Raw genomic sequence first — 25,917 nt, 5'->3', positions numbered from 1 at the left:
AAAGTATAATGAATCAACAAGCTCAAGAAAAATCTATTTTCCCTTTTAGTGCAGTACAAGGTCAGCCACTATTTAAGTTGGCATTATTGTTAGCAACAGTTAATCCGTTAATCGGTGGCGTATTAATTTCAGGCCCTCGTGGTTGTGCTAAATCGACCTTAGCGCGTGCAGTTGCAGACTTATTACCAATAAAAGAAAATGTTACTCCGCAGTTTGTTTCATTACCCCTTGGTGCCAGTGAAGAGATGTTGATTGGTACCTTAGATTTAGACCATGTTTTAAAAGACAAATCTTTAAAATTCTCTGCAGGCCTATTAAAAAAAGCACATCAAGGTGTGTTGTATGTGGATGAAGTGAATCTATTACCGGATCATTTAGTTGATCAATTATTGGATGTGGCAAGCAGTGGCGTTAATATTGTAGAGCGAGATGGTATTAGCCATAGCCATGATGCTCGTTTTACCTTGATTGGTACTATGAATCCCGATGAAGGGGAATTACGTCCACAGCTACAAGATCGTTTTGGTCTGATGGTGGAACTGGATAATATTTATAGCTTAGAAGAGCGCATCAATATTATTAAAGCACGACAAAGTTTCGATCAAGATAAAATCGCTTTCTGCGATAACTATCAAGCGGAACAAATATTATTACAACAACAAATAAATGACGCGCAAACACTATTACCTAAAGTCACTTGTGACGACTCATGTTTTATTGACATCGCGACACGTTGTCAGCAAGCGAATGTAGATGGCCTACGTGCTGATATCATGATGCATCGAGCGAGTGTCACTCATGCTGCTTGGTGTGGACGAAGGACTGTAACACTTGAGGACATAGAGCAAGTTGCACCATTAGTTTTGTTACATCGTATGCAATCGGGTGGAACACCGCCTTCTTCTGGTTCAAATAACGACTCATCTTCTGATCAGCAGTCTGCAAAGGATCAATCTGCAAAGCATGGATTCTCAAGACCGCAAGCTCCTCAAAATAATGCCTCTTCGCCACAACAGCAATCCTCGCAACAGCAAACTGATCATAACCAACAAGAAACAGAATCCGGAGAGTGGGGCGCGATGCCTGCGCAATCAGGTGAAGCGCAAAAAACAGATTTACAAAGCAAAGCAAACTTACCGCAATTAGTATCAACATTAAAAAGTGATGCACTAAGTAAAGCCTTTAAGCCTAAAAAAATTAGTGAAGAGTACAATAAGAATAAACAAGGTGTGACAAGTAAAGGTAATAGAAAGTCTGCTTTAACGAGTACTAAACCTGACTGGTTTAATACTTTAGCTAATAGTTTAGGGCAATGGCCGCCAGTACAATTGGCTTTTAAAAAAGTGTCTACTGGAGAGCAAAAGTTGCATCTTATTTTACTGGATACTTCTGCTTCGACCTTGACTGATAGTTTATCTTCAATTGCCAAAGCAGTGGTGATGAATATTACTGATGGGGCTTATTTACAACGTGATAAAATAAGTTTATTGGGGTTTGGCAATGACAATGTTGAGACGATTATCAAAGCTGGCCGAGCGCCTAAAAAAGTAGTTAATTTATTGGATAATATTAACGCCATGGGGGGAACGCCATTACGATTGATATTAGAAAAAGCTGCACAAAGTATTAAACAATTAAGCCAAAAATATCCTGGGTTATCCTTGTTTTGCTATTTGATCACCGATGGCCGAAGCCGCGTTGATATTGATGATTTAAAATTGAATGTACCGACCTTGCTAATTGATATTGAAAAAGCACAAATCAAACGTGGTCGTGGCAAGTTATTGGCAGAGCAATTAGATGCAGAATATGTTGAAGTGGCAAATCTAGTATGAGCATATTAATGCAAGCTAAAGGACAAAAGATAAGCTGATGAATAAAATGAAAAACAAAGCGAGTTGCCCCGCATTATTTCTAGCAGCGCCTGCATCGGGGCAGGGAAAAACAACAATCACTTCAGCGATTGCGCGTTATTTTACGTCGCAAGGTAAAGTGGTACGTGTTTTTAAAACAGGCCCTGATTATTTAGATCCACAAATTTTAGCGCAAGCATCGAATGGTCATGTTGAACAGCTTGATATGTGGATGGCTGGTGAAAATTATTGCCAACAAAAATTATATGAGGCTGCATTAGAAGCCGACTTGATTTTAGTTGAAGGTGCCATGGGTTTGTTTGATGGAGAGCCATCAAGTGCCGACTTAGCCGCACGATTTAATATTCCCGTTGCGATAGTGATGGATGTTAAAGGCATGGCGCAAACCGCTGCTGCCGTGGCGATCGGCCTTGCAAACTTCCGTGATGATTACAGTTGTTATGGTTTGATTGCCAATAACTGTAGTAGCGAACGCCATGCTCAATTAATTAGAGAAGCATTAGGTGATAAATTACCATTATTAGCCTGCCTCAAAAAAGATCCTGAAGTCGCGTTACCTGAGCGTCACCTAGGTTTAGTACAAGCGAGTGAAGTCTATGATGAATTAGAAGAAAAGTTCACGTTAGGTTGTGAATGGTTACAAGATGGAGTCACTCGCGCTGACTCTGCAAGCCCTTTGTTAACATTACCAGCAAGTGTTGATTTTTACCCGAGCGAAATTGAAGAAGTCGAACCTTTGTTAGTAGGTAAAACCATTGCCGTTGCCAAGGATGTTGCCTTTAGTTTTATTTATCAAGCAAACACGCGTCTATTAGAAGCAATGGGCGCGACGTTAACTTATTTCTCGCCATTAAAAGATACTCAACTACCAGAAGCGGATGCGCTGTGGTTGCCGGGTGGCTATCCTGAATTATATGCGGCACAACTTGCCGAAAATACACAGTTACAAACACAAATAGCTGCATTTTATCAAGCAGGAAAACCAGTTTTAGCAGAGTGTGGAGGTTTCCTTTATTGTTTAAACGAACTGGTGGATTTAGATAATCAACATCATAAAATGCTTGGATTGCTAAACGGTCAAGGCAGTATGTCGGGTAAACGTGGTTGTCAGGGAATGCAAAAAGCACTCTTACCGGAAGGTGAAATTCATGGTCATGCACACCATAGATCACGCGCTATTATGGAAATAGATGCAATGGGATACGGACAGCGCCAACGTCATCCAGCACCCGGTGAAGCCATTTATCGCGATAAAAAATTAACCGCGAGTTATTTACATCTGTTTTTCCCATCTAATCCACGTTTGATTGCAGATCTATTTACAGGACAATTACAAGTTGAAGATAAAGAAAAATTACTTGCTTGGGAAAATTATCAATCTGCATCTGTGCAAACCGAAGCAACGCAAACTCAATCGCTAGGTGGATAACTAATATGTGGCCAGAATCGAGTGAAACAGAGCAACCATTACGAAATGGTTTAACTACAGGAAGTTGTGCTACAGCTTGCTGCGTAGCTGCTGTTCGCGCGTTATTGGCAAATAAACAACCTACAAGTGTAGAAATTACGCTACCTCGCGGTGAAAAAGTCGACCTTGATATCATCGACTATCAAAATATTGAAAACGGAATACGTACAGCCACCATTAAAGATGCTGGCGATGATCCCGATGCAACTCATGGTGCCACTTTGTTTGTTGAGCTGCGATTAACATCTGAACAAGGCATTGTTTTTAAAGCGGCTGAAGGGGTTGGAACGGTTACTCGAGAAGGACTCGTGCTCGAGATTGGTGAGCCTGCTATCAACCCAGTTCCTCGTAAAATGATAACGAGTCATCTAGAGCATTATGCTGTGGTTTATCAATACCAAGGTGGTTTTGAAGTCTCGGTAGGTGTTGAAAATGGTGAACAGATTGCACTGAATACCATGAATAGTCGTTTAGGTATTTTAGGCGGCTTATCGATTTTAGGCACAACTGGAATTGTTCGTCCTTATTCTTGTGCAGCTTATATTGCCTCTATCCACCAAGGCATTGATGTTGCCAATGCGAATGGGTTTACTCATCTAGCGGCTTCAACTGGGATTGCAAGTGAACGCGCGATTAAAGAACATTATCAAATGAATGAAGTGAGTTTGATTGAAATGGGCGATTTTGTCGGTGCTATGCTGAAATATTTGCGTCGAGAAAAGAATGCAAGTGGCGTGACCAAACTCAGTATTAGTGCAGGTTTTGGTAAATTAACCAAGCTTGCTAATGGCCATTTAGATCTTAATAGCCGTCAATCCAGTATTGATTTTCAACAGCTTGCCAACATAGCAAAATCATTAGGCGCAACGGACGCTTTACAACAAGAAATTCTTGAAGCGAATACCACCATTGAAGTATTTAATAAAACTAAAGCTGCCGGCCTCGATATCGCCACTGTTATTTGTAAAGACGCATTAAAAGTCGCGCAAGCAATTGTGCATGAATCAATAGAAATAGAAGTCTGGGCTGTTGATAGAAAAGGATTATTTGTCGCTAATAGTTTGGGTGAAACATTTCCTATTGAGTCTAATCAATGAAGATTTTAGTGGTTGGCGGCACGGCTGATGGACGCAAGTTAGCGACAGAGTTATTCGAGTCAGGCTTTGATGTTATATACAGTATCGCAGGCATTGTACGTAAAGCCACTGTGCCTTGTACTGTAATTAGCGGTGGTTTTACGCAATTTGGTGGTTTGTCACGATACGTTACGGAACAAAAAATAACGCATATCGTGGATGCAACACATCCCTTTGCGCAGACCATGAGTAATACCATTGCAGAAGTCAGTGAAGAGTTATCAATCACTGCGATACGATTTCATCGTCAACAATGGATTAAAACCCAACAAGATCATTGGATTGAAGTCTCAAGTTGGAGTGAAGTACTTGAGCAAATACCAGATAAGCAATCAGTCTTTATGACGGCAGGGCAAATTGGTCAAGACGTTATTGATGCATTAGCAGCGCAAGCCAAACATGTGTTGTTACGTACTGCGATGCCAGCAAAAGTCGAGTTGCCTGATAATGTCACTTGGTTAAAAGCGATAGGACCTTTTACATTTGAAGATGAAAAAACGTTGTTAGTGCAATATAAAGTCGACGTCATTATCAGTAAAAATAGTGGTGGAGAAGCCACTTACGCAAAAATTCAAGCGGCGGCTGAAGTAGGTATTCCAGTTTATCAATTCAAACGCCCTGAACTTAGGCCTTTAGCTTATCAGTGTGATCAACAAAGCGACTGTGTAAGCCTTTTACACACATTTAAGCATAAGAATTAACAATGAGTTTATTTAATGAAGTTTGATTATATTCACGATCCAACATTAATCGAAAAAGAAAGCTTTCGTCAAATCAGAACCTTAACGGAACTTGATCATTTATCGATAGAAGCACAACAAGTGGTGATGCGTGTTGTACATAGTGTAGGTATTCCATCAGTTGCAGCGCAAGTCAAATTGAGTGACAACGCCTGTAATGCGGGTATTGAAGCATTAAAAAAAGGAGCTGCGATCCTGTGTGATGTGGAGATGGTGAAGCAAGGCATTACTAAACGAATGATCAAAACTGAACCTTTGTGCTTTTTGAACGCACAAGGAGTGCCAGAGCAAGCAAAAGCAACGGGCGAAACACGTACCATGGCGGCCTTAACGGCTTGGTTACCGCATTTAGAAGGGAGTGTTGTGGTCATTGGCAATGCACCAACGGCGTTATTTCGTTTATTGGAAATGATTGACAAAGGTGCACCAAAACCCGCATTGATTATCGGCATGCCCGTTGGCTTTGTTGGCGCGGCTGAATCTAAACAAGCATTGTGGGATGTTCATCAAGCGTTAGGTATTGAATGTATTACTTTACTAGGTCGTGAAGGTGGTAGTGCCGTTTCTAGCGCAACCTGTAATGCACTATTACGCTGTATTCAAGGTGAATTGTACTAATGGCGATGTTAAAAACTCAACAAATAAGCGTGATTGGTTTAGGTGTGACTGAAGATGCCATGCTCAGTGAAGCTGCAATCCAAGCACTACAATCAGCTGATTTAGTGATTGGATCTGATCGTCAATTATTAACTGTAAAAACTCACCTAAACAATGTAAAAACGGCAATGCTACCTAAATTAGCAAAGTTGAAAACGCTCATTGAAAGTAAGCAAAAAGTAGTGGTGTTAGGCTCTGGTGATCCCCTTTATTACGGGATTGGAACTTGGCTCAGCAAACAATTTAAAGACACTTTAATTCACTTCTATCCAGCAGTATCAAGCATTACACAAGCCTGTCATTGCTTAGGTATTGCACAACAAAATGTGAATGTGCTGAGTTTGCACGGCCGACCTTTAGCAAAATTAAAAGTCGAATTAAAAGCACAACAAACATTATTATTGCTAACAGATAAAAACAGCCAACCGCAAGATATTGCTACAGTCTGCCTACAAACAGGCTTTACGGATGCTGAAATTATTGTGTGCGAACGTTTAGGTTATCAGGAACAAAAAATATCGCGTTTTACGATTTCGGAATTAGTAGAAAGTGAACTTGAGTTTGATGCATTACATGTTTCGTTTGTTTTATGTGGTGAAAATAAAGGTTTCTTACCGCAATTCCCTGGGATCAAAGATGCGGATTTTGAAACAGGTGAACTCGGTAGCAAAGGCATGATCAGCAAACGCGAAGTGCGTTTAGCAATTTTATCGTTGTTACAACCAAGCCGAGATGACGTTATTTGGGATATTGGTGCCGGTTGTGGTGGTGTTGCTGTGGAGCTAGCTTATTGGCAATCTCAAGCAAGTATTTATGCCATAGAACATAACCAAGCGCGATTTAATTGTTTACTACAAAACCAACACAAGTTTGGTGTTGTCAGTAATTTAAAAACAACCTTTGGTCGTGCACCAGAAGCGTTATCAGATTTACCTATAGCGAATAAAATATTCATTGGTGGAAGCGATGGTGAATTACCTCAACTATTAGATTCATTATGGGAAAAGCTAGCTGATAATGGACAAATCGTCGTCTCAGCAGTAATGGAGAAAACCAAATCGCAGCTATTAGATTTTTATAATAAACGCTTAGCCGTTAATGATAGCGAATTAGAGACATTGCAGATTGCAGTCAATAAAAGCAGAAGTTTAGCGGGGCAACTTGCTTACCAACCTGCGTTACCAGTAAGTTTATTTAGTTTTATTAAAAATACCGAACAACAATTAAATAAAGGAAAATCGGGTGAGTAAAGTCGTGTTAGATGGGGTTACAGAAAAAGGTACTTTTATTGGTGTTGGCGTTGGTCCCGGTGATCCTGAACTATTAACGTTAAAAGCCTTTCGTGCGATTCAAAATGCCGATGTCATTTGCTATTTGGAAAATGAATCAGGTGAATCACAGGCGTTAGATATTGCCGTTGAAGCATTAAAAAGCCCCATTAAAAAACAGCAACATTTAGGTGTTCGTTTTGCTATGTCGCGTGAGCGTGTGGCTGCAAACTTAGCTTACGATAAAGTGATTACGCAAATTCAAGAGCAGCTTGAATTACGTAATACTGTTGCCTTTTTATGTGAAGGTGACCCATTATTCTTTGGATCTTTTACTTATCTATTAGAGCGTTTAGAAAGCCAATATACTTCACAAGTGATTCCGGGCATTCCTGCTTTTGTCGCTGCAACAGCAGAACTACAGCTTCCCTTAACCGTATTAAAACAATCTTTTGCAGTAATAACTGGCCGTCATAGCGATGAAAAAATTAAAGCTGCTTTATTAGAGCACGATGCCGTTGTGATCATGAAAGCTGGCATTGAAAGACCACGCTTATTAGCGTTATTAAAAGAAACTAACCGCTTTGATGATGCTAACTATCTTGAGTATATAAGCCGTGATAATCAAAAAGTGATCACCGATTTAAATCAATTAGAAGATAAAGCAGGGCCTTATTTTTCATTGTTTCTGATCACGCGTGAAGAGTTAAGCGCGTGATTAGAATCATTTGTTTAACAGACGTTGGTTTGCAGTTAGCAAGGCGTTTGCAAAATGCGTTAATAGCGAATAAAGCTAAATCCGTTGACGTTTGTTTTAAACCAAACTCATTTAGCGAAACAGTACAAAGCTTTTTCCAACAAGGCGATCGACTTATTTTCATCTGTGCCACAGGCATTGTAATGCGAACCTTAGCGCCTGTGATCCAAGATAAACTCAAGGATCCAGCTGTATTAGTCTTAGATGAAATGGGTAAGTTTGTTATTCCTCTGTTGTCGGGTCATGAAGGCGGTGCCAATGAGTTTGCTCGACAAGTATCAGAGTTACTTGAAAATCAATTAGTGATCACGACAGCGAATAGCTATTTAAAACCTGTTTATGTAGTGGGTATGGGGTGCGAACGCAATTGTCCTGAAGCAGTTTTACAAACATTGTTAGATGAGTGTTTATTAAAAGCTGGTTTAACATTCGATGATATTAGTGCGATTTGCAGTATTGATATTAAAGCTGATGAAGTGGGGTTAATGGCACTCGCTAAATCGTTGCATAAACCCTTTTTAACCTTCGACGCAAACGCCTTAGGTGAGATGGAAGCACGTTTATCAACTAAGTCTGATTATATTTTTAAAACTGTTGGTGTATATGGGGTTGCTGAATCAGCGGCTTTATATCAAGCACAACAGATAACCAATAACAGCAGTGAACTATTGCTGAATAAACATAAGAATAAGCAGGCGACGTGTGCAATCGCACGTTCCTATGCGCAATAAAATTAAAGAATAAATAGGGAATAAAATGAGTAATAAAAAACAACTTTTTGTTGTGGGTATGGGACCAGGTAATGCTGATTTAGTCGCGCCAAAAGCATTAAAAGCAGTGCAAGAAAGTACTGATTTAGTGGCTTATGGTCTCTATTTAGATCTATTAGGTGAGCCGTGCAATAACAAAGTACATCACGATTTGCCATTAGGTGAAGAGATTGGTCGTGCTCGTTTAGCCTTAGATCTAGCTGCAAGCGGTAAAACGACATCACTTATTTCAAGTGGTGATATCGGTATTTATGCCATGGCAACACTGGTGTTTGAATTGCTTGATAGACAACTTCAAGGGCTTGAAGATCATCCTGAATGGTTAGATGTTGAGATCGATGTCGTACCGGGAATTTCTGCGATGCAAGCAGGTGCAAGCCGTATTGGTGCAATGTTAGGTCATGATTTTTGTACCGTGAGTTTATCGGATCTATTAACGCCTTGGGAAACTATTGATAAGCGTATTCATAGCGCCGGCGAAGGGGACTTTGTTATCTCTTTCTATAATCCTGTGTCTAAAAAGCGTGATTGGCAGTTAAACCATGCGCGCGATGTATTACTAAAGTATCGCCCAGCATCAACGCCAGTTTTATTAGGGCGTCAATTGACTCGTGAGGATGAAACGATCCGTATTATCCGTTTAGATGAGTTGGATGCAAAAGACGTGGATATGTTTACCTTAGTGAGCGTAGGTAATAGCGAATCAAAACATATTGTTAACGGCCAAAAGCATTGGGTGTATACACCTCGCGGCTATAAAAAGAAATTATAGCGTCGCCCTTCAAGCGATTTCTGCGTTGAAAGTACTCACTAGGTAAACCTAGCTCCGTGCTTTCGCCTTGAACTCGCGTGAATTGCTTAGCCATAATTTATTTTTGGCTTAGTGAATTGAAATAATTGTAAAGGAATTATTATGAAAGTTTATTTTATTGGCGCAGGGCCGGGTGATCCTGAATTGATGACCATTAAAGGGGCGCGTTTATTAAAGCAATGTCCAGTTGTGCTATATGCAGGTTCATTGATTCCACGTCAAACATTGCAAGATGTTGAAGATAGTGCAGAGTTGATCGTTGATACTGCAAAAATCAATCTTGATGAAATGGAAGCCTATTTTGTTGAGGCATCAAAAGCGGGCAAAGATGTAGCGCGTTTACAGTGTGGTGATCCTGCATTATATGGCGCGATTGCTGAGCAAATTCGCCGTTTAGAGAAACATGGTATCGACTATGAAGTGATTCCTGGAGTAAGTGCAACGGCGGCGTCTGCTGCATATTTAGGTAAAGAGCTAACACTGTCTGGTGTTTCGCAAACGGTGATCATGACGCGTTATGAAGGTAAAACACCTTTCCCTGAGCGTGAACGTCTACCGCAACTTGCACAAAGTGGCGCGACTTTAGCTATTCATTTAGGGATCACTAAGATCCGTAAAATTGTAGCTGAGTTAATTCCACATTACGGTGAAGATTGTCCAGTTGCTGTTTGTTACCGCAGTTCATGGCCTGACCAAGATAAAGTCACTGGCACACTCGCTGATATTGCTGAAAAAGTAGAAGCAAAAGGCTTTAAGTTAACGGCGCTTATTTTGGTTGGTCATGTTTTAGATACCACCAATTTCGAAGATTCGTATCTGTACAAAAAAGATAAACCCAATATTTTCCGTCGTCGTAAAAATACACTTTCCATTGAAGAATTAGAGGTCAAAAATGACAGCATCAAATAAGAACGTTTCATTAAATAAAATTCCAACGACGGTTGTTACTGGTTTTCTTGGTAGCGGTAAAACAACCTTATTAGCTAACTTGCTTAAAAAAGCCAAAGGCAAACGTATTGCCGTGATCATGAATGAATTTGGTGAGTTAGATATTGATTCAGAATTGTTACGTACTTGTCCCCTTGAATGTGAAGACGAAGCCGCAGAATTAGTCGGCGGTGAAGACGGTATTTATGAGTTAGCGAATGGCTGTATTTGTTGCACCGTTGAAGAAGAGTTTTTACCTGTGATGGAAAAACTGGTTGAACGTCGTGATCAAATTGACCATATCTTAATTGAAACATCAGGTTTGGCATTACCAAAACCGTTAGTACAAGCCTTTAACTGGCCGGGTATTAAAGAATATTGCACTGTCGATGCTGTAATTACTGTGGTTGATGGCCCTGCTATTGCTGCAGGTCGCTTTGCTGCGGATGAAGATAAAGTTTTAAAGCAACGTGCTGCAGATGAAAGCTTAGATCACGATCCAAGCTTACAAGAGTTATTAGATGACCAACTTAACTCAGCTGATTTAGTGGTAGTAAGTAAAAGTGATTTACTGAACGAAGAAGAACAAGCTCGCGTTAAAGCAGTTGTGCAAAAACGCTTACCAAGTTCGGTGAAAACCGCTTATATCAATAATGGTGATGTGCCACTTGAAGTATTAATCGGTATTAATGCAGGCACTGAAAAAACTATTGATAAAGTCCATAACCATCACGATCATCATCATGCTCACGGTGCACATCACGACCATGCTCATGACCATTTCGATTCAATGGTGATTAGTTTGGGTACTGTTGATGCAGACAAGTTAAAGGTAAGCGTTGAAAAACTATTAAACGAATTTAACTTATTCCGTATCAAAGGGTTTGCTGCCGTTGCAAATAAACCAATGCGTCAAGTATTACAAGCCGTTGGTAAACGTTTAGAAGTACATTTTGATCGCTTATGGGAATCAACTGAAACACCAAAAACAGAATTAGTATTAATTGGTAAAGGCTTAGACGAAGCTGCTGTGACCGCTATTTTAAAAAGCGCTGAGGTTTAATAAAAGATGCATCTATTAGCGGCACAACCGGGTGGATTTATTGAAGAAGAGGGCATTGTCGATTTAGCACAATCGCCAGCTCCTTTAGTTGTATTCAGTGCTGCTGATAGCCAATTAACGGCGCTTTCAGCTGGTTTTCAACAAATAAATGAACGTAATGGATTTGTTGAAACGCGCTTAGTTAATTGGACCAACTTATTAAAACCTGCGGCTTTTGATCTTTATGAAGATAAAGTCTTAGAGCAAGCGGAAGTGGTTGTTGTGTCGTTATTAGGCGGAAAATCCTACTGGCAATATGGCGTAGAAGGCCTAGTTCGTTGGTCAAAAGCAAAACCGAATCGAACCCTTATTTTAGTCCCCGGTGATGATAATGTTGACCCTGAGTTAATTGAATTATCAACTGTATCCGAACAAATCCAACATCAAGTCTGGCGCTATTTACGTGCTGGTGGACTTGATAACAGCGCACAACTTTTTACTTATTTGAATCAACTTTACTTTGAAGCAGAATTTGAAGCTAATGATCCACAGTTTTTGCCTGTTGCGCAGTTTTATAACCAACAATCAACCAGTGCAAAATGGAGAAAAGAGCAAAGTGTTGTTGCACTGATCTTTTATCGTAGCCATTTACAATCGGCCAACTGTGAAATGTTCGACCAGTTTATCGAATTAATGTCAGCGAACGGTTTAAACCCATTACCGATAGTGATTAGTTCCTTAAAAGATGAACAAGCCATGAGTGTGGTGAACCAACTTTTAAGTGAGCATGATTGCCGTTTGATTTTAAACAGCACAGGCTTTGCTGCAAATACAGTCAGTAGTCCTGGGTTAAGTTCTCAACCGAATAGTTTTAAGCGTTTATTTACCGTTGATATTCCTATTTTACAGCTAGTACTTTCTAGTAGTACGTTAGAGGATTGGACGGATTACAAACAAGGTTTACGAAGCCGTGATATTGCTATGCAGGTGGTGTTACCTGAGATGGATGGCAAAGTATTAACCCGCGCTATTAGCTTCAAAACCGAAGCCTTTTTTGATGAAAAAACACAAATTTCATTAGTACAATATCAATTACATCACGAGCGCGCTTTGTTTGTGATTGAGTTGGCTAAAAAATATATTCAGCTTTCAATTACTGATAATAAAAACAAACGTATCGCGTTAATTTTAGCTAATTATCCAACCAAAGATGGGCGCATCGGCAATGGTGTTGGATTAGATACGCCTAATTCCACTGTGAATATTTTAAATGCCTTAAAGGACGCGGGTTATCCCATTGATGTGGTGCCTGAAAACGGCAATCAACTGATTGAAACCTTATTAGAATCAGTGACTAATAATCCTAATACTTTACACTATTTAGCCTGTTGGCAGAGTTTGTCATTAAGTGATTATAAAAAAGCTTTTGCTGATTTACCGTTAGTGAGTCAACAAGCTATTACTAAGCGTTGGGGCAAACCTGAAGATGATATTAAATGTCGAGATGGACGTTTAATGATCTCGGGGATCCGTTTAGGTGAAACCTTTGTTGGGATTCAACCTGCTCGTGGTTTTAATATCGATTTATTAGCTAATTATCATGACCCCGATTTAGTGCCGCCGCACAATTATTTAGCCTTCTATTTTTGGCTACGTTTTACTTATCAAGTCAACGCCGTTATTCATGTGGGGAAACACGGCAATTTAGAATGGCTACCGGGGAAAGGTCTAGCGCTTTCTAACGAATGTTGGCCAGATGCAGTCTTGGGGCCAATGCCACATTTTTATCCTTTTATAGTTAATGATCCCGGCGAAGGCGCGCAAGCAAAAAGACGCACGCAAGCGGTGATCATTGACCACTTAATGCCACCGATGACCCGTGCTGAAACTTACGGTGAATTAGCTGAACTTGAAGGATTAGTCGATGAATATTACCAAGCACAAGGTTTAGATGTACGTCGAGAAGTATGGTTACGCGACCAAATATTAGAGAAAGTACAAGATACCCATATTCTTGATGAATTAAATGAAGCTGCGCGTGAAGACGATAACCAAGTGTTGGAAGAGTTAGATACTTATCTTTGTGATATTAAAGAAGCACAAATTCGTCATGGTTTACATATTCTTGGGCAATTACCTGAACCTCATAAAGTGGCGAATACGCTGATTGCTTTATTACGTTTACCGCGTGGCGAAGGCGTTATAAATCAAGGTGTTTTACACGCATTAATAAGAGATTTTTCACTAAGGGTAAATGATCAACCTTTTGACCCTTTAGAAGCGACTCGCGAACAATGGTGTGGTGAAAAGCCTGAGTTATTAATAAAGGTAAGTGAAACCCTATGGCGAACGCATGCGGATACGCGTGAGCGTTTAGAGTTGTTAGCATTAGAATGGGTTGAACACTTTTTACTTAACGATAACGATCTTATTGAACTCAGTGCTTACCCAGCAACACAAGCATTGTTAACCTATGCAAAATCAACCATTCAAGCCGCGTTAAATCAAAGTGTTAAAAACGAATTAAGCGCCATTATTGATGGTTTAGATGGCAAGTTTATTGAAGCGGGACCAAGTGGCGCGCCAACACGAGGTCGATTAGATACCTTACCAACGGGGCGAAACTTTTACTCTGTTGATAATCGTGCCATTCCTTCGAAAGCGGCTTGGGTGTTAGGTCAGCAATCGGCTGAAGCATTGATTCATCGTCATTTACAAGAGCATGGTGACTATCCGAAACAACTCGGTTTATCGGTTTGGGGAACGGCAACCATGCGTACTGGCGGAGATGATATCGCGCAAGCTTTTGCATTGATGGGCGTTAAACCGATTTGGGCGCAAGGCAGTAATCGCGTGGTGGATTTTGAAATTATCCCATTCCAATTACTGAATCGTCCAAGAGTGGATGTGACCTTAAGAATTTCTGGTTTTTTCCGAGATGCTTTTGCTAATGTGATGGCACTTTTTGATGCGGCAGTGGTTGCGATTAGTGAACTCAATGAACCGGGCAATGGCAATTTAATTCAACAAAATATTAAACAACGAGAAGCACAATTGATTGCCGATGGCATGGCAATTGGTGATGCTAAACGTGAAGCCAGTTATCGTGTGTTTGGCTCCAAACCCGGCGCTTATGGCGCAGGTTTACAAGGTTTGATTGATGAACGTTGTTGGGAAGAGAAAAGTGATTTAGCAGAAGCTTATCTAAATTGGGGCGGTTACGCTTACGGCAACAGTGATAAAGATGGTGTGCAAGCCAAAGACGCCTTTTTACATCAACTGAGTAATATCGAAGTCGTGGTGCAAAACCAAGATAACCGTGAACATGATTTATTAGATTCAGACGATTATTATCAATTTCAAGGTGGAATGAGTAACGCGGCGCAAGTGTATTCAGGTAAAGCACCAACGATTTATCATAGCGATCATAGTAATCCAAGTAAGCCGGTGATACGTACTTTAAAAGAAGAATTAAATCGCGTGATCCGTTCTCGTGTTTTAAATCCAAAATGGATTGAAGGAATGCGTGAACATGGGTATAAAGGCGCTTTTGAAATGGGCGCAACCGTTGATTATCTTTTTGCTTATGATGCGACCACGGATTTGATTGCGGATTATCAATACGAACAAGTGACTGACACGCTATTGTTTGATCAAGTTAATCAGCAATTTTTAAAAGATAATAATCCACAAATCATGGAAGAAATGGCTGAGCGTTTAATGGAAGCTGCACAACGTGGTTTGTGGCAAGCCCCTGAAGAATATAAAGAAAAGTTGCAAGATCTGTTATTGCAGTGTGATGAAATGCAAGAAGCAAAATAAGAAGCAAACATGAAAAGTCAGCATAGTTATAGTGAATCAGAAAAACAAGCCGTTTATCGCGTTATTAAAGAGCGTCGCGACATGCGCCACTTCACTAATGAAGCCCTTGAAGATGGTTTGTTAATGCGTTTGTTAACCGTTGCCAACCAAGCGCCAAGTGTTGGATTAATGCAGCCATGGCGATTTATTCGCATTACGGATAATACATTAAGGGCAGCAATTAAAACGCTAGTGGAAACGGAACGTAACATTACCGCTGATTTATTGAATCAACGTAAAAATGATTTTTTAAAACTAAAAGTAGAAGGTATTTCCGAGTGCGCCGAATTGATAGTGGTAGCGTTACCAGAAGGCCGAGAAAAACATTTGTTTGGTCGTCGAACCATGCCAGATATGGATCTCGCTTCGGTTGCCTGTGCGATTCAAAATATGTGGCTCGCCGCAAGAGCTGAAGGTATTGGATTAGGTTGGGTTTCATTATTTGACCCTATCGAATTAGCAAACCTATTAAATATGCCAGAAGACAGCAGACCTATTGCACTTTTATGCATTGGGCATGTTGAGCAGTTTTATGAGAAACCTATGCTGATTGAGCAAAATTGGGCGAAAGCCGCTGAAGTTGAAAGTTTCCTGTTTGAAAATACATGGCAGGAAGTTGAAACAACTTTATAAATAAATTGATTACATTAAATTTTTTGTGCGAAAAATTTTAAACATTACTAATAAAGAGAGAAAGATGAATACAGAAACTAAAAAAGGGATCATGATTTGTGGTCATGGTAGCCGAGATAAAGACGCAGAAGTGGAGTTTGCCTTAGTTGCAGAAGGACTAAGAAAACGTTTTCCTGAATTACCTGTCGAATACGGCTTTTTAGAGTATTCTGCACCGAATATTCATATGGGATTAAATAGCTTAATCGACCAAGGCGTTAATCATATTTATGCGGTACCCGGTATGTTGTTTGCAGCAACGCATGCTAAAAATGATATCCCTTCTGTATTAACGACTTTTGAAGAAAAGAACGAAGGTCTACAGGTCACTTACGGTAAAGAATTAGGCTTACAAGATCCAATGATCAAAGCTTTTGAAGCGCGTATTTATGAATCACTAGGATTAGATGCTGATAATCCACCAGCGGAATTATACGATACCATGTTGGTTGTGGTTGGTCGTGGTACATCGGATACCGAAGCGAATGCAGAAGCAGCGAAGTTAACGCGTATAGTGAGTGAAAATATGGGATTTGGTTGGGCTGATACGGTTTATTCTGGTGTCACTTATCCTTCAGTGGGTGTGGGCTTAGAAAAACTATTAAAACTCGATTATAAACGCATTGTGGTTGCGCCTTATTTCCTTTTTACTGGACGTTTAATTAAACGTATTTCTGGTTACATTGATAAAGTGGCAAAGGAAAATCCTGACGTTGAGTTTATCAATACGCCTTATTTACGTGACCACGATAAAGTGATTGATGCTTTTGAAGTACGTGTTCGCGATATTATGGATAACAAAATAGTAGATGAAGATTTAATGTCTACTTTTAAGCGCCGTTTAGCTGCCGGTGAAGTTGAAATTCATCATCATCATGCTGAATTCCAAGCACCAGATGTACATGATCATAGCCACTCTCATGATCACGAGCATTCCCATGAACATAGCCATTCACATGATCATGCACACGGACATTCTCACTCGCATGACCATTCACACGATCATTCTCAGGAAAATGTAGAGCCACATAGTCATGGTGTGTATAAACATATTGCACATCCTCTAGGGCCAAGAACCATGATTGGTGAAGGTATTTGTAATTGCTTTATGAGTCAATTCCCACAATGGTTATTAGATGAAGAAAGTGACCGTATTGAGAATGGTGTGCAAGGCGAAGCATTAGCGCATCGTAAATAAGAAACCTTAGTTAAATCTTTCATTTAGCTAAAAACCTAGGTTGGATAAATGATCGACCTAGGTTTTATTTTGTCATTCAAAAAAGAGTTTACATTGAATAAAAAAAGTACCTTTTATCTTGCTCGCCACGGCCAAACAGAGTGGAATATTGAGCGTCGTATTCAAGGCCAACTGGACAGCCCATTAACAGATCTTGGTAAGCAGCAAGCTGTGTTATTAGGTGAGCAATGTAGACAATTAAAAATAACACAAGTATTAAGTTCACCACTAGGTCGAGCCTTACAAACCGCCGAGTTATGTGCTGAAAAGCTACAATTGAACGTTAAAAAAGTAACTGGTTTTGAAGAGCGTCATTTTGGTTGTTGGCAAGGAAAGTTAATTTCTGAGGTAAATACAGATAGCAAATATGCGGAAATGACTTCTCAAATAACAGAGTGCAAACCAGATCAAGGTGAAAGCGCGATCCAATCTCTTACCCGTTTCCAGGTTGCTTTAAAGGATCTGCTTGAAAAAAACGTTGGAGATGAAACTTATTTAATCATTGCTCATGGTGAAATTTTACGTTGTTTTATGGCTGACTTAAAACAACAAAAACAGACTGCAACTGGGTATGATTATCAAAATGGTGAGATTATCGCTATTGTTTATGACCATGTTTTACAGCAGTTCCTTATTTAAAGGTAATAGTTTTATGATGATGGTTTTATGATGATATTACTCACTTTAGTTTTTGCGTTAATTATTGACCATTTTATTGGCGAACCAAGGCGTTTTCATCCTTTAATTTTGTTTGGGAATATTGCTCAATTTATTGAACAAAAATTAAACCAAGGTTCAAAAATCCGTCGCTTTTTAAGTGGAATATTGGCTTGGTGTGTCTTAATAATGCCGCTACCATTACTTTATATGTGGTTAATGCTTATTTTGCCTAGTTTTGTATTGTTAGTGCTTAATATTTATATTGTTTATTGGGCGGTTGCTTTAAACAGTTTAAATTTACACGGTATGCAAATTTACCAACCTTTAGCTGAAAATAACTTAGATCAGGCGCGTCATTATTGTTCTTATATTGTAAGTCGCGATACGAGTGAATTAGATCAACAGGCGATTAGTAGAGCCACTACAGAGTCTATGCTAGAAAATGGACACGATGGTGTGACAGCAACGCTTATTTACTTTGTGCTTGGTGGCGCTCCATTAGTTATCATACATAGATTAAGTAATACGCTAGATGCAATGTGGGGTTATCGAAATGAGCAGTTTAATTACTTTGGTAAATTCAGTGCTCGAATGGATGACTTGTTAGGTTTTGTTAGCGGAAAAATAACTGCCTTGCTATTTGTGGTGATTGGTCTCTTTAAAAGAACAGGCAAACAAGCTTTAGTTAACGCTTACCAACAAAGTAAAAACTACAAAAGCCATAATGGTGGCTGGGTAATGGCCTCTGGTGCTACTGTGTTAAATGTTTGCTTAGGCGGCCGTGCAATTTACTTCGGGAAAAACGTCGATTCTCCACAATTAGGAGAAGGGGAGGCTGTACAAAGCAAGCATATCAAAGCGAGTTTAACCTTAGTCAAGCAAGCGGTATTACTTTGGTTAATGGTTGTTTTCATCTTCCAGCTTTTCTCTTACTATATTTAATTTATAAAAGGTTATTAAACGCGTGGCAATTATACATGGTGGGCAATTAGCTCGTGTTGCAAAACAATATCAAATACCTGAACAAGACTGGTTAGATCTTTCTACGGGCATCGCACCTTTTAGTTATCCTATTCCTGAAATACCCAATAAAATTTGGCAAGATCTTCCTACTATTTCTAGCAGCTTAATTGCTGCTGCTAAAGCTTATTATCAAGCTGAATATTGTTGGCCTGTCGCTGGCAGCCAGCAATTAATTGAAAAGTTACCTGCGCTTTGGAATGAAAAAGTGAACAGTGAACACTCAAGGTCCCAAAAGCATGTATATTTACCAAAGGTAGGTTATAAAGAGCATCAGCAAGCCTGGTTTAAAGGCGATTATCAACTTCATTTTTATCAAGAGGAACTGCCCACCTTTATTGAGAAAAACAGTGTGGTGGTGGTGATTAATCCTAATAACCCATTAACCGATACTTTTTCAATTACACAGCTTATTGAGCTACAGAAATACTGTGAAGAACAGCATGCTCTATTAGTTGTTGATGAAGCCTTTGCAGATATATTTGAAGCTGAATTTAGCTTTGTCACGCATTTAAATAATACTGCCAATGTGATTGTGTTACGTTCATTTGGTAAGTTTTTTGGCCTTGCTGGTTTACGTATTGGTTTTGTTTGTAGCAGTAAAGCATGGTGTGAAACAATCCAAGATAATATTGGGCCTTGGTCTATTAATGGTCCTGCCTTATATGTGGCAGAGCTTGCGTTAAAAGATAAAAGTTGGCAAAAACAACAAACCAAGCGTCTACAAATTCAAAGCCATAAAATGATTGAATTGTTAAAGAAACAACTACCTTCCTCTAACATTAAAGCGAATGCCTTGTTTGTGACTGTTTTTAATGAAAATGCTGCATTGATTTACCAGCTGCTTTGTAAAAATGCTGTTTATGTTCGATTAACCGATGAGCAAGATGCGCTACGATTTGGTATTGCAGATCCATCTCAGTTGCAACGATTGAGTGCGAATCTAGCTCACATTGGTTGAATATGTGTTTGGGAATGCTTTATCTTCCGTGCTAATTTATCTTTCACTTGATTAAGTGTTCAAGAAAACTCACTGACACATAAAGGGAAATGCACATGAAAAAAATTATTTCACTATTAGCTTTATCATTTTTTGCTTCAGGTTATGCGAATGCGACCGAAAGTTTGATTTCAGTTGCAAGCCATCATTCAGCAAAACAAACGGCAGATAAATTTGTATCCATTGTAGAGAAAAAAGGATTAACACTTTTTGCAAGAATTGATCATCAAAAGAATGCCGCAGGAGCTGATCTTAAACTAAGAGAAACAGAAGTTATTATTTTTGGTAATCCAAAAGTAGGTACGCCAATTATGCAATGTTCACAACAATCGGCTATCGATTTTCCTCAAAAAATATTGGTTTGGACTGACGCTGATAATAAAACTTGGCTTTCTTACAACAACCCTGAGTACATCAAAGAACGTCATAATATAAAAGGGTGTGACAAAGTATTAACTAAAGTCGCTGGTGTATTGAGTGCGTTAACTAATGCAGCATCTAAGTAAATACAAGCAAAAACAAATGAGACATTGATCATTTTTCTTGTTTTTTATTAAAACCTTATTATGATGTCAATGAGCTTATGAATTTAAGTTAATAACTCAAATTTTAACTTAATTATCGTAAACTCACTCGACTTCAGGGCGGGGTGAAATTCCCCACCGGTGGTATTTTTATTAACGATTCTTCATTCAATGAGTCTTTGATAAAAGAGCCCACGAGCGCCTAACTCATTTTTTACTTATGTATTAGGGTCAAGCAGATTTGGTGAGACGCCAAAGCCGACGGTTAAAGTCCGGATGGAAGAAGATCGATACAAACAGTATGAAAGTGGTGATGCCAAACCCAATTATTAATAAGCCATTTAAGCTTCTTGAAAATATCGTTAACTTTAATTGAATTATCAGTATTTTATATGAGCCTAAAGTGAACTAAAAAATTAATTGATTTGGTGTATTAATTACCATTAAATTAATGGCGTGACGAATAACTTCCTTGCTCGATAAGGTGGCTCGTTATGCTGTGGCACTTAACATTGTTTGTTTATTCATTGGCATTGAATCTTAATGATTGGATTTTTGCTATTGGATGATTCTTTCCGCGCTCTGTCTTTCTCTCCTTTTTTGTTTAGGAAATGTTATGACAGGTATTATCTTTATCTTTTTTGCGTGCTTACTTTGGGCCGCAGATACACTTATTCGTTATCCATTGCTTTTTGGTGGATCGAGTGCACAACAGATTGTTTTATTTGAACATCTAATTCTAGTTACTATTATTATTGGCGTTTTTATTGTTAAGCGTCGTCGCTTCAACTTCATGCGTCGAGAAACTTTAATTCCCTTTATTGTCATTGGTGTTTTTGGCTCTGCCTTAGGTACCTTAGCCTTTACTGAAGCGTTCTACTTATCAAATCCCACCGTAGTAATATTACTGCAAAAATTACAGCCTTTAGTGGCGGTGACTTTGGCTTATTTCCTATTAAAGGAAAGAATAAGTCCACGTTTTTTCTTATGGTTAGGCTTTGCTTTATTAGGCAGTTTGTTACTTATTTGGCCTGACTTACAAAAGCTATTAATTAGTTTTAAGGAAGGGGATGTTGAAGCTAATAACGTTGCATTATGGGGCTATGGACTAGCACTATTTGCCGTTGTCAGTTGGGGAAGCGCTACTGTGTTTGGTAAAAAACTAAGTAGCAAAGGCATTGATAGTGTTGATCTTATGGCGGGGCGTTTTAGTTTTGGTTTATTGGGTATGTTACCTTTTGTTTTTATGACACCCAGCTTAATCACGACTATTGAGATTAGTATCTTGCAGAAAATTCTTATCCTAGCCGTGATGTCAGGTTTAGTTGGCATGTACTTTTATTATCAAGGTCTGAAGCGAATTCCTGCGCACTGGGCAACATTAGCTGAGATGCTTTTCCCTGTAGCCGCTATTTTTATTAATTGGCTTTTCTTAAATGTAGAAATCACTCAAATTCAAATGATTGGTGCAGCGACGTTAGTTGTTGCTAGTACTATGGTGCAATTTAGGTTACCCGTAAAGACAGTACTTGAATCAAGTTAAACAGCTTTAATAGGGCATATGTTTTAAATGTGTCCGACTATTCGTGGAATAGGAAGGCGTGAATAAAAAAGTCGAATAGGAAAGTATTTAGTTATGAAATGTAAATTAGTTGATGTGTTTGCTAACAGGCCATTATCAGGTAACGGTTTAACTGTCTTCTATGATCACAATATAATGGATGATCAGAAAATGCTTTCACTGACACAGGAAATGCGTCAATTCGAATCTATCTTTGTTTCAGTTAATGAGTCATCTATTCGAGCGAGGATCTTTACCGTTGAAGAAGAGTTGGATTTTGCTGGTCATCCCATTATCGGTTTAGCTGCACATTTACATGATGAGTCTGGAAGCGATGCAGTAAAAGAATGGGAAATAGAATTAAATAAAACATCTATTATTGTTAAAACCAAGAAAACAAAAAGTTATTTTCATGCTTCTATGGGCCAAGGCGTACCCAGCTTCATTCGCACTTTGCTTGACGATGAAACAGCACAAGTGCTCCAGGCTTTGAATTTAACGTCAAAAAACGTATCTTCAGATTATCTCTTAGAAGTTATTTCTACAGGTTTGCCTTACTTGATTGTTCCAATCGTTAACGGTATTGAAAACACAAAAATAACGACTGCTAATTTTGAAGCTTTATTAGCGACTTTTAGTGCTAAGTTTGTTTATGTCTTTGATATTATCAATTTTGAAGGCCGAACTTGGGATAATGCTGGTGCTGTAGAAGATGTCGCTACTGGAAGTGCTGCTGGCCCGACAGCCGCTTATTTAACTAAATATGCTTTAGCAAGTTTCAATAAACCAATCACTATTTCACAAGGTCGCTTTGTTGGTCGTCCAAGTCAAATAGAAGCTTATGTAGAAGCTGAAAATGATGTGGTTTCTAATGTGTGGATCTCGGGTGATGTTGTAAAGGTCGCCGATATTAATTTTGTGTAATCGAATATAAATCTAAGAATTAAAAACAAGGAAAAATAAAATGTTTAGTCACGTGATGTTTGGTACCGATGATATTCAAAAATCCAAAAAATTCTATGATGCGCTTATGGAAGTATTAGGTTACTCAGAAGGTGTGATTGATGAAAGAGGACGTTGTTTTTATTTTACACCCAATGGCGTGTTTGGATTAACTAATCCAATTAATGGTGAACCTACAACTGTGAGTAATGGCATGACCGTTGGTTTTAACGTGACAGGGCCTGAGCAAGGTGATGCGTGGCATGCTGCTGGTGTAGCAAATGGCGGTACTGCTTGTGAAGATGCGCCGGGTGTTCGAGTCGGAGCGACTAGAAGTTTGTATCTAGCTTATTTACGTGACCCATCGGGACATAAGATCTGTGCAACTTATTTTGTTCCACAATAAAGTTTCAAGCTATTCTAATTTGAAGCGTTATTTTAACCCTGCCTAGTAGAAACTAAAGCAGGGTTATAGAAAATATCTTAGAGCTGAAATTTATTAAACATCAAAATCATGCTCAATAAACGCTAATGACTGAAGCGTTCTATTTTACAAGCTTCAGGTGTAAAGCCACGAATTTTTACATCCTCTGGTGTTTCAAAGAACTTATACCCATCACCTCTATCTGTGATAAAAGTAATTCTGTAAGGCGTATAACGATCGCTGTGCATTTGTATCAAGAAAGCTTTGTCTCTAAAACTTGTTAATAATGCATTACCGAGCTTATCTACAATCGCTTCGCATAACTGGTGTAAAATATCTCCTGGTTTTAATGCTGGCCCAATGCCATTGCTATAGAGTTGTTGAATTGCTTCAAAATGAGGGGAATCTTGTAATAAATCCATTAGTTGGATGCTATTGATCATCTCTTCAATTTCAGCTGGAACTATCGGGGGCTGCTCTCCAATCTCGTATAACAAAATAGCTTCACCTTGCTCAACAAAACTTGGATTAAAGTTATCTATAACATCTTGAAAATCTTGCATTGAGAGCTTTTCAAACACAGATTTTGCTAATGTTTCTGCTTCTATATCTTCTTTAATCTCACGCAATTCCTGATCAATGATAAAGCCTTGTGAAGCTTCTTCTTTCACTCGCTTGTGAATAATCACTCCATTTAATTTTATGATTTGCATAAAGAAATCATCGTAGGAAGCTTGTTCTGAAATAAGCGCTAATACTGATTGTTTCTCTGTTAAATAAGCATTAATTTTTTGATTTCTTCTTACTCGATTAAGCGCATTGATAACAAGTTCGTAGATGATAGAAAAAATACCTTGTTGTAGTTCTTCAAATGAGGCTTCTGTATCTTCTGTTGGTGCATATGCCTCAAGCTCTGAATCTGAGAAAATTAAGATTGAATGCATCTGCGTTAACACTGCATTAGTTTCTGGCATCATAGTTTTATGAGCATCTTCAATACTTGTATGAAGGTAATGTTTATCCCACTTCAACGCTTGAGACTTTAAGCTAACACTTGCTGACTCATGATATCGAGAAAATTCAAGTTCGGCATCAGCCACTAACTTAGTATTGGTCATTGAGAATGGGATTAAGTACTCCCAGCTTGTCGGATTGTAGCAAAGCCCTAAAGAGTAAACTTCATCTTGAGAAGTATCTTCAATGAGTCGAAGAAGAGAAGCTTCAATTTCTTTATTCATCGCTGTTTCTAGTTGAATAAATAAAGCATTCACTCGGTTGGAGAATAGATTGTTTTCGTCACTTTGTATTTTTTGCAATGAACTGATTATACTTGGCGTTTCTTCAAAGGCGACTTTAGGGGAGTAAAATGCATGAATTTCACTAACTTGGCGCGCTAATATATCTTGCTGAGCATACTCGTCAGAGGCATCAAAAAATTGGTAGCCATCATTTCTATAACTGATGAAGGTTATATAATATAAGGTGTTTCGATCAACACACATGTAAACACTAAAGGCGCTATTTGAATATTTTTCAGTTAATGCGTGACCTAATTTATTAACAAGTGCTCGACATAGACAAGGTAATAAATCATCTTTTTTGAACGCAGGCCCCATATAGTGACCGTAAAGTTTACGAAGCTCTTTATAGTGTGGAGATGCTTCGAGTACTTCCATTAATGGAATTCTGTTTGCTGCCGCTTCTCTTTCCGAAGATCCGAACAATGGATAGTCATGTTCAATATCTAAGAAAATACCGCCATCGACTTCTTTGAAACTTGGATTGAAGTTATCAATCACATCTTGAAAGTCGGCTAAGGTTAATGTTGTAGTGGGTGGGTTTGTTAATTCTTGTTGTTGTTTATCTCGACGAACTTTACTGATCTCTTTACTTGCTTCGTGCCAGTCTTGGATTTCTTGTGTTAACTTTTGAGTTATTTTTTCGCTGTTTAGCTTTTTGGCGTGTATCAGAAAGTCTTCGTATGAACTATCACCTGCATTCAACGTTAATGCACAATCATTTTTTACAAAAAATTCGTTAAGCTGTTTGTTCTCCCAGACTTTATTCATTCCCGAAATGACAAGTTCTTCAAACTTATTATATAGTTCATCAATAAAATCGTCATAAAGCTCACTATCGTCTTGGTAAGCTTTCGACCACTGATATTGTTGATATATTGGGTCTGCTAATTCCATTATTGATGACCATTCTTCTAACAAAGCTTCTGTTTTAGGCATCATGTATTCAAGTTCATCTTCACCATGATGTGGGCTATCACAAGGGCTCCATCTTAATGATTTCTTTTCTAATTCGATGTCTGCTTCGGAACTTTCTGCATAATGCTTAGCAACCTGCTCTAAGCCTTCTTCTGAGGAAAATGTAGGTAATATGTAATTCCAACTATGATAATAAAGTCCTAACGAATAAAGTTGTACAGTTGGATTGTTCGCAATAATGGTTGTAAAAGCACTTTCAACTTCTTGTGCAATAGTATTCTCAAGCGCTGCAAATAAAGGTGATAGTTCGTCTTGTAGTTTTTGTGGTGCATTTTTATAGTGTTCCACTT

At 38.8% G+C, this 25,917-nt stretch carries 22 protein-coding genes and 1 riboswitch; of the genes, 21 read left to right on the top strand and 1 reads right to left on the bottom strand.

Annotated elements, in window-relative coordinates:
* The first annotated feature begins 8 nt into the window (after window positions 1-8).
* The 21 genes from E2R67_RS03410 to E2R67_RS03310 all read left to right on the top strand — a co-directional run bounded on the left by E2R67_RS03410 (window position 9) and on the right by E2R67_RS03310 (window position 23,333).
* On the top strand, window positions 9-1,835 hold the full coding sequence (locus tag E2R67_RS03410; protein ID WP_134289532.1) for an AAA family ATPase: 1,827 nt from the start codon (window positions 9-11) through the stop codon (window positions 1,833-1,835).
* Window positions 1,836-1,872: 37 nt separating this feature from the next.
* Window positions 1,873-3,303, top strand: a complete 1,431-nt coding sequence (locus tag E2R67_RS03405) for a cobyrinic acid a,c-diamide synthase CobB (protein ID WP_243836941.1) — start codon at window positions 1,873-1,875, stop codon at window positions 3,301-3,303.
* Window positions 3,304-3,308: 5 nt separating this feature from the next.
* Window positions 3,309-4,439, top strand: coding sequence for a cobalt-precorrin-5B (C(1))-methyltransferase (locus E2R67_RS03400; protein ID WP_134289531.1), 1,131 nt, complete (start codon window positions 3,309-3,311; stop codon window positions 4,437-4,439).
* Window positions 4,436-5,179 (top strand): precorrin-6A reductase, encoded by a 744-nt coding sequence (cobK, locus tag E2R67_RS03395; protein WP_134289530.1) that lies wholly within the window; start codon window positions 4,436-4,438, stop codon window positions 5,177-5,179. Before E2R67_RS03400 ends, cobK begins: the two co-directional genes overlap by 4 nt.
* A gap of 15 nt (window positions 5,180-5,194) precedes the next feature.
* Entirely contained in the window at window positions 5,195-5,836 is a 642-nt protein-coding gene (locus tag E2R67_RS03390) for a precorrin-8X methylmutase (RefSeq protein ID WP_134289529.1), read from the top strand.
* On the top strand, window positions 5,836-7,125 hold the full coding sequence (gene cbiE, locus E2R67_RS03385; RefSeq protein WP_208379450.1) for a precorrin-6y C5,15-methyltransferase (decarboxylating) subunit CbiE: 1,290 nt from the start codon (window positions 5,836-5,838) through the stop codon (window positions 7,123-7,125). The genes E2R67_RS03390 and cbiE overlap by 1 nt, the downstream gene beginning before the upstream one ends.
* Window positions 7,118-7,861, top strand: coding sequence for a precorrin-2 C(20)-methyltransferase (gene cobI / locus E2R67_RS03380; protein WP_243836940.1), 744 nt, complete (start codon window positions 7,118-7,120; stop codon window positions 7,859-7,861). Before cbiE ends, cobI begins: the two co-directional genes overlap by 8 nt.
* The gene (locus E2R67_RS03375; protein WP_134289528.1) at window positions 7,858-8,631 is read left to right on the top strand and encodes a cobalt-precorrin 5A hydrolase; all 774 of its coding nucleotides are present in this window, start codon (window positions 7,858-7,860) and stop codon (window positions 8,629-8,631) included. Before cobI ends, E2R67_RS03375 begins: the two co-directional genes overlap by 4 nt.
* 25 nt (window positions 8,632-8,656) lie before the next feature.
* A complete protein-coding gene (gene cobJ, locus E2R67_RS03370) occupies window positions 8,657-9,442 on the top strand; it encodes a precorrin-3B C(17)-methyltransferase (protein WP_134289527.1) in 786 nt (261 codons plus the stop codon).
* 141 nt (window positions 9,443-9,583) lie between these two features.
* A complete protein-coding gene (cobM, locus tag E2R67_RS03365) occupies window positions 9,584-10,390 on the top strand; it encodes a precorrin-4 C(11)-methyltransferase (RefSeq protein ID WP_134289526.1) in 807 nt (268 codons plus the stop codon).
* A complete protein-coding gene (gene cobW / locus E2R67_RS03360) occupies window positions 10,374-11,471 on the top strand; it encodes a cobalamin biosynthesis protein CobW (protein ID WP_134289525.1) in 1,098 nt (365 codons plus the stop codon). The genes cobM and cobW overlap by 17 nt, the downstream gene beginning before the upstream one ends.
* A 6-nt stretch (window positions 11,472-11,477) precedes the next feature.
* Window positions 11,478-15,272 carry a cobaltochelatase subunit CobN gene (gene cobN / locus E2R67_RS03355; protein WP_134289524.1) on the top strand — a complete coding sequence of 1,265 codons (3,795 nt, stop codon included), beginning with the start codon at window positions 11,478-11,480 and terminating at the stop codon, window positions 15,270-15,272.
* Between the two features lie 9 nt (window positions 15,273-15,281).
* Entirely contained in the window at window positions 15,282-15,944 is a 663-nt protein-coding gene (gene bluB, locus E2R67_RS03350) for a 5,6-dimethylbenzimidazole synthase (protein ID WP_134289523.1), read from the top strand.
* 64 nt (window positions 15,945-16,008) lie between these two features.
* Window positions 16,009-17,181: a sirohydrochlorin chelatase gene (locus E2R67_RS03345; RefSeq protein WP_134289522.1), complete on the top strand. Its 1,173-nt coding sequence runs from the start codon at window positions 16,009-16,011 to the stop codon at window positions 17,179-17,181.
* A gap of 48 nt (window positions 17,182-17,229) precedes the next feature.
* A complete protein-coding gene (locus E2R67_RS03340) occupies window positions 17,230-17,859 on the top strand; it encodes a histidine phosphatase family protein (RefSeq protein WP_134289521.1) in 630 nt (209 codons plus the stop codon).
* Window positions 17,860-17,886: 27 nt separating this feature from the next.
* On the top strand, window positions 17,887-18,822 hold the full coding sequence (gene cbiB / locus E2R67_RS03335) for an adenosylcobinamide-phosphate synthase CbiB (protein ID WP_134289520.1): 936 nt from the start codon (window positions 17,887-17,889) through the stop codon (window positions 18,820-18,822).
* 22 nt (window positions 18,823-18,844) lie between these two features.
* The gene (locus tag E2R67_RS03330) at window positions 18,845-19,861 is read left to right on the top strand and encodes a threonine-phosphate decarboxylase (protein WP_166739301.1); all 1,017 of its coding nucleotides are present in this window, start codon (window positions 18,845-18,847) and stop codon (window positions 19,859-19,861) included.
* Window positions 19,862-19,956: 95 nt separating this feature from the next.
* On the top strand, window positions 19,957-20,406 hold the full coding sequence (locus E2R67_RS03325) for a DUF302 domain-containing protein (RefSeq protein WP_134289518.1): 450 nt from the start codon (window positions 19,957-19,959) through the stop codon (window positions 20,404-20,406).
* A gap of 125 nt (window positions 20,407-20,531) precedes the next feature.
* Window positions 20,532-20,717, top strand: a riboswitch (FMN riboswitch).
* A 323-nt stretch (window positions 20,718-21,040) separates the two neighbouring features.
* On the top strand, window positions 21,041-21,967 hold the full coding sequence (locus E2R67_RS03320) for a DMT family transporter (RefSeq protein ID WP_166739300.1): 927 nt from the start codon (window positions 21,041-21,043) through the stop codon (window positions 21,965-21,967).
* Window positions 21,968-22,060: 93 nt separating this feature from the next.
* Complete coding sequence (locus E2R67_RS03315; RefSeq protein WP_134289516.1) at window positions 22,061-22,909, top strand: PhzF family phenazine biosynthesis protein; 849 nt, start codon at window positions 22,061-22,063, stop codon at window positions 22,907-22,909.
* 40 nt (window positions 22,910-22,949) lie between these two features.
* The gene (locus E2R67_RS03310; protein ID WP_134289515.1) at window positions 22,950-23,333 is read left to right on the top strand and encodes a VOC family protein; all 384 of its coding nucleotides are present in this window, start codon (window positions 22,950-22,952) and stop codon (window positions 23,331-23,333) included.
* 122 nt (window positions 23,334-23,455) lie between these two features.
* On the opposite strand, the gene E2R67_RS03305 is transcribed toward E2R67_RS03310, so the two are convergent.
* Entirely contained in the window at window positions 23,456-25,915 is a 2,460-nt protein-coding gene (locus tag E2R67_RS03305; protein WP_166739299.1) for a DUF4303 domain-containing protein, read from the bottom strand.
* Window positions 25,916-25,917 lie beyond the last annotated feature (2 nt).

The organism is Psychromonas algicola, assembly GCF_004378355.1.
Classification (GTDB): domain Bacteria; phylum Pseudomonadota; class Gammaproteobacteria; order Enterobacterales; family Psychromonadaceae; genus Psychromonas.
This window is presented reverse-complemented; position numbering and strand designations above follow the sequence as displayed.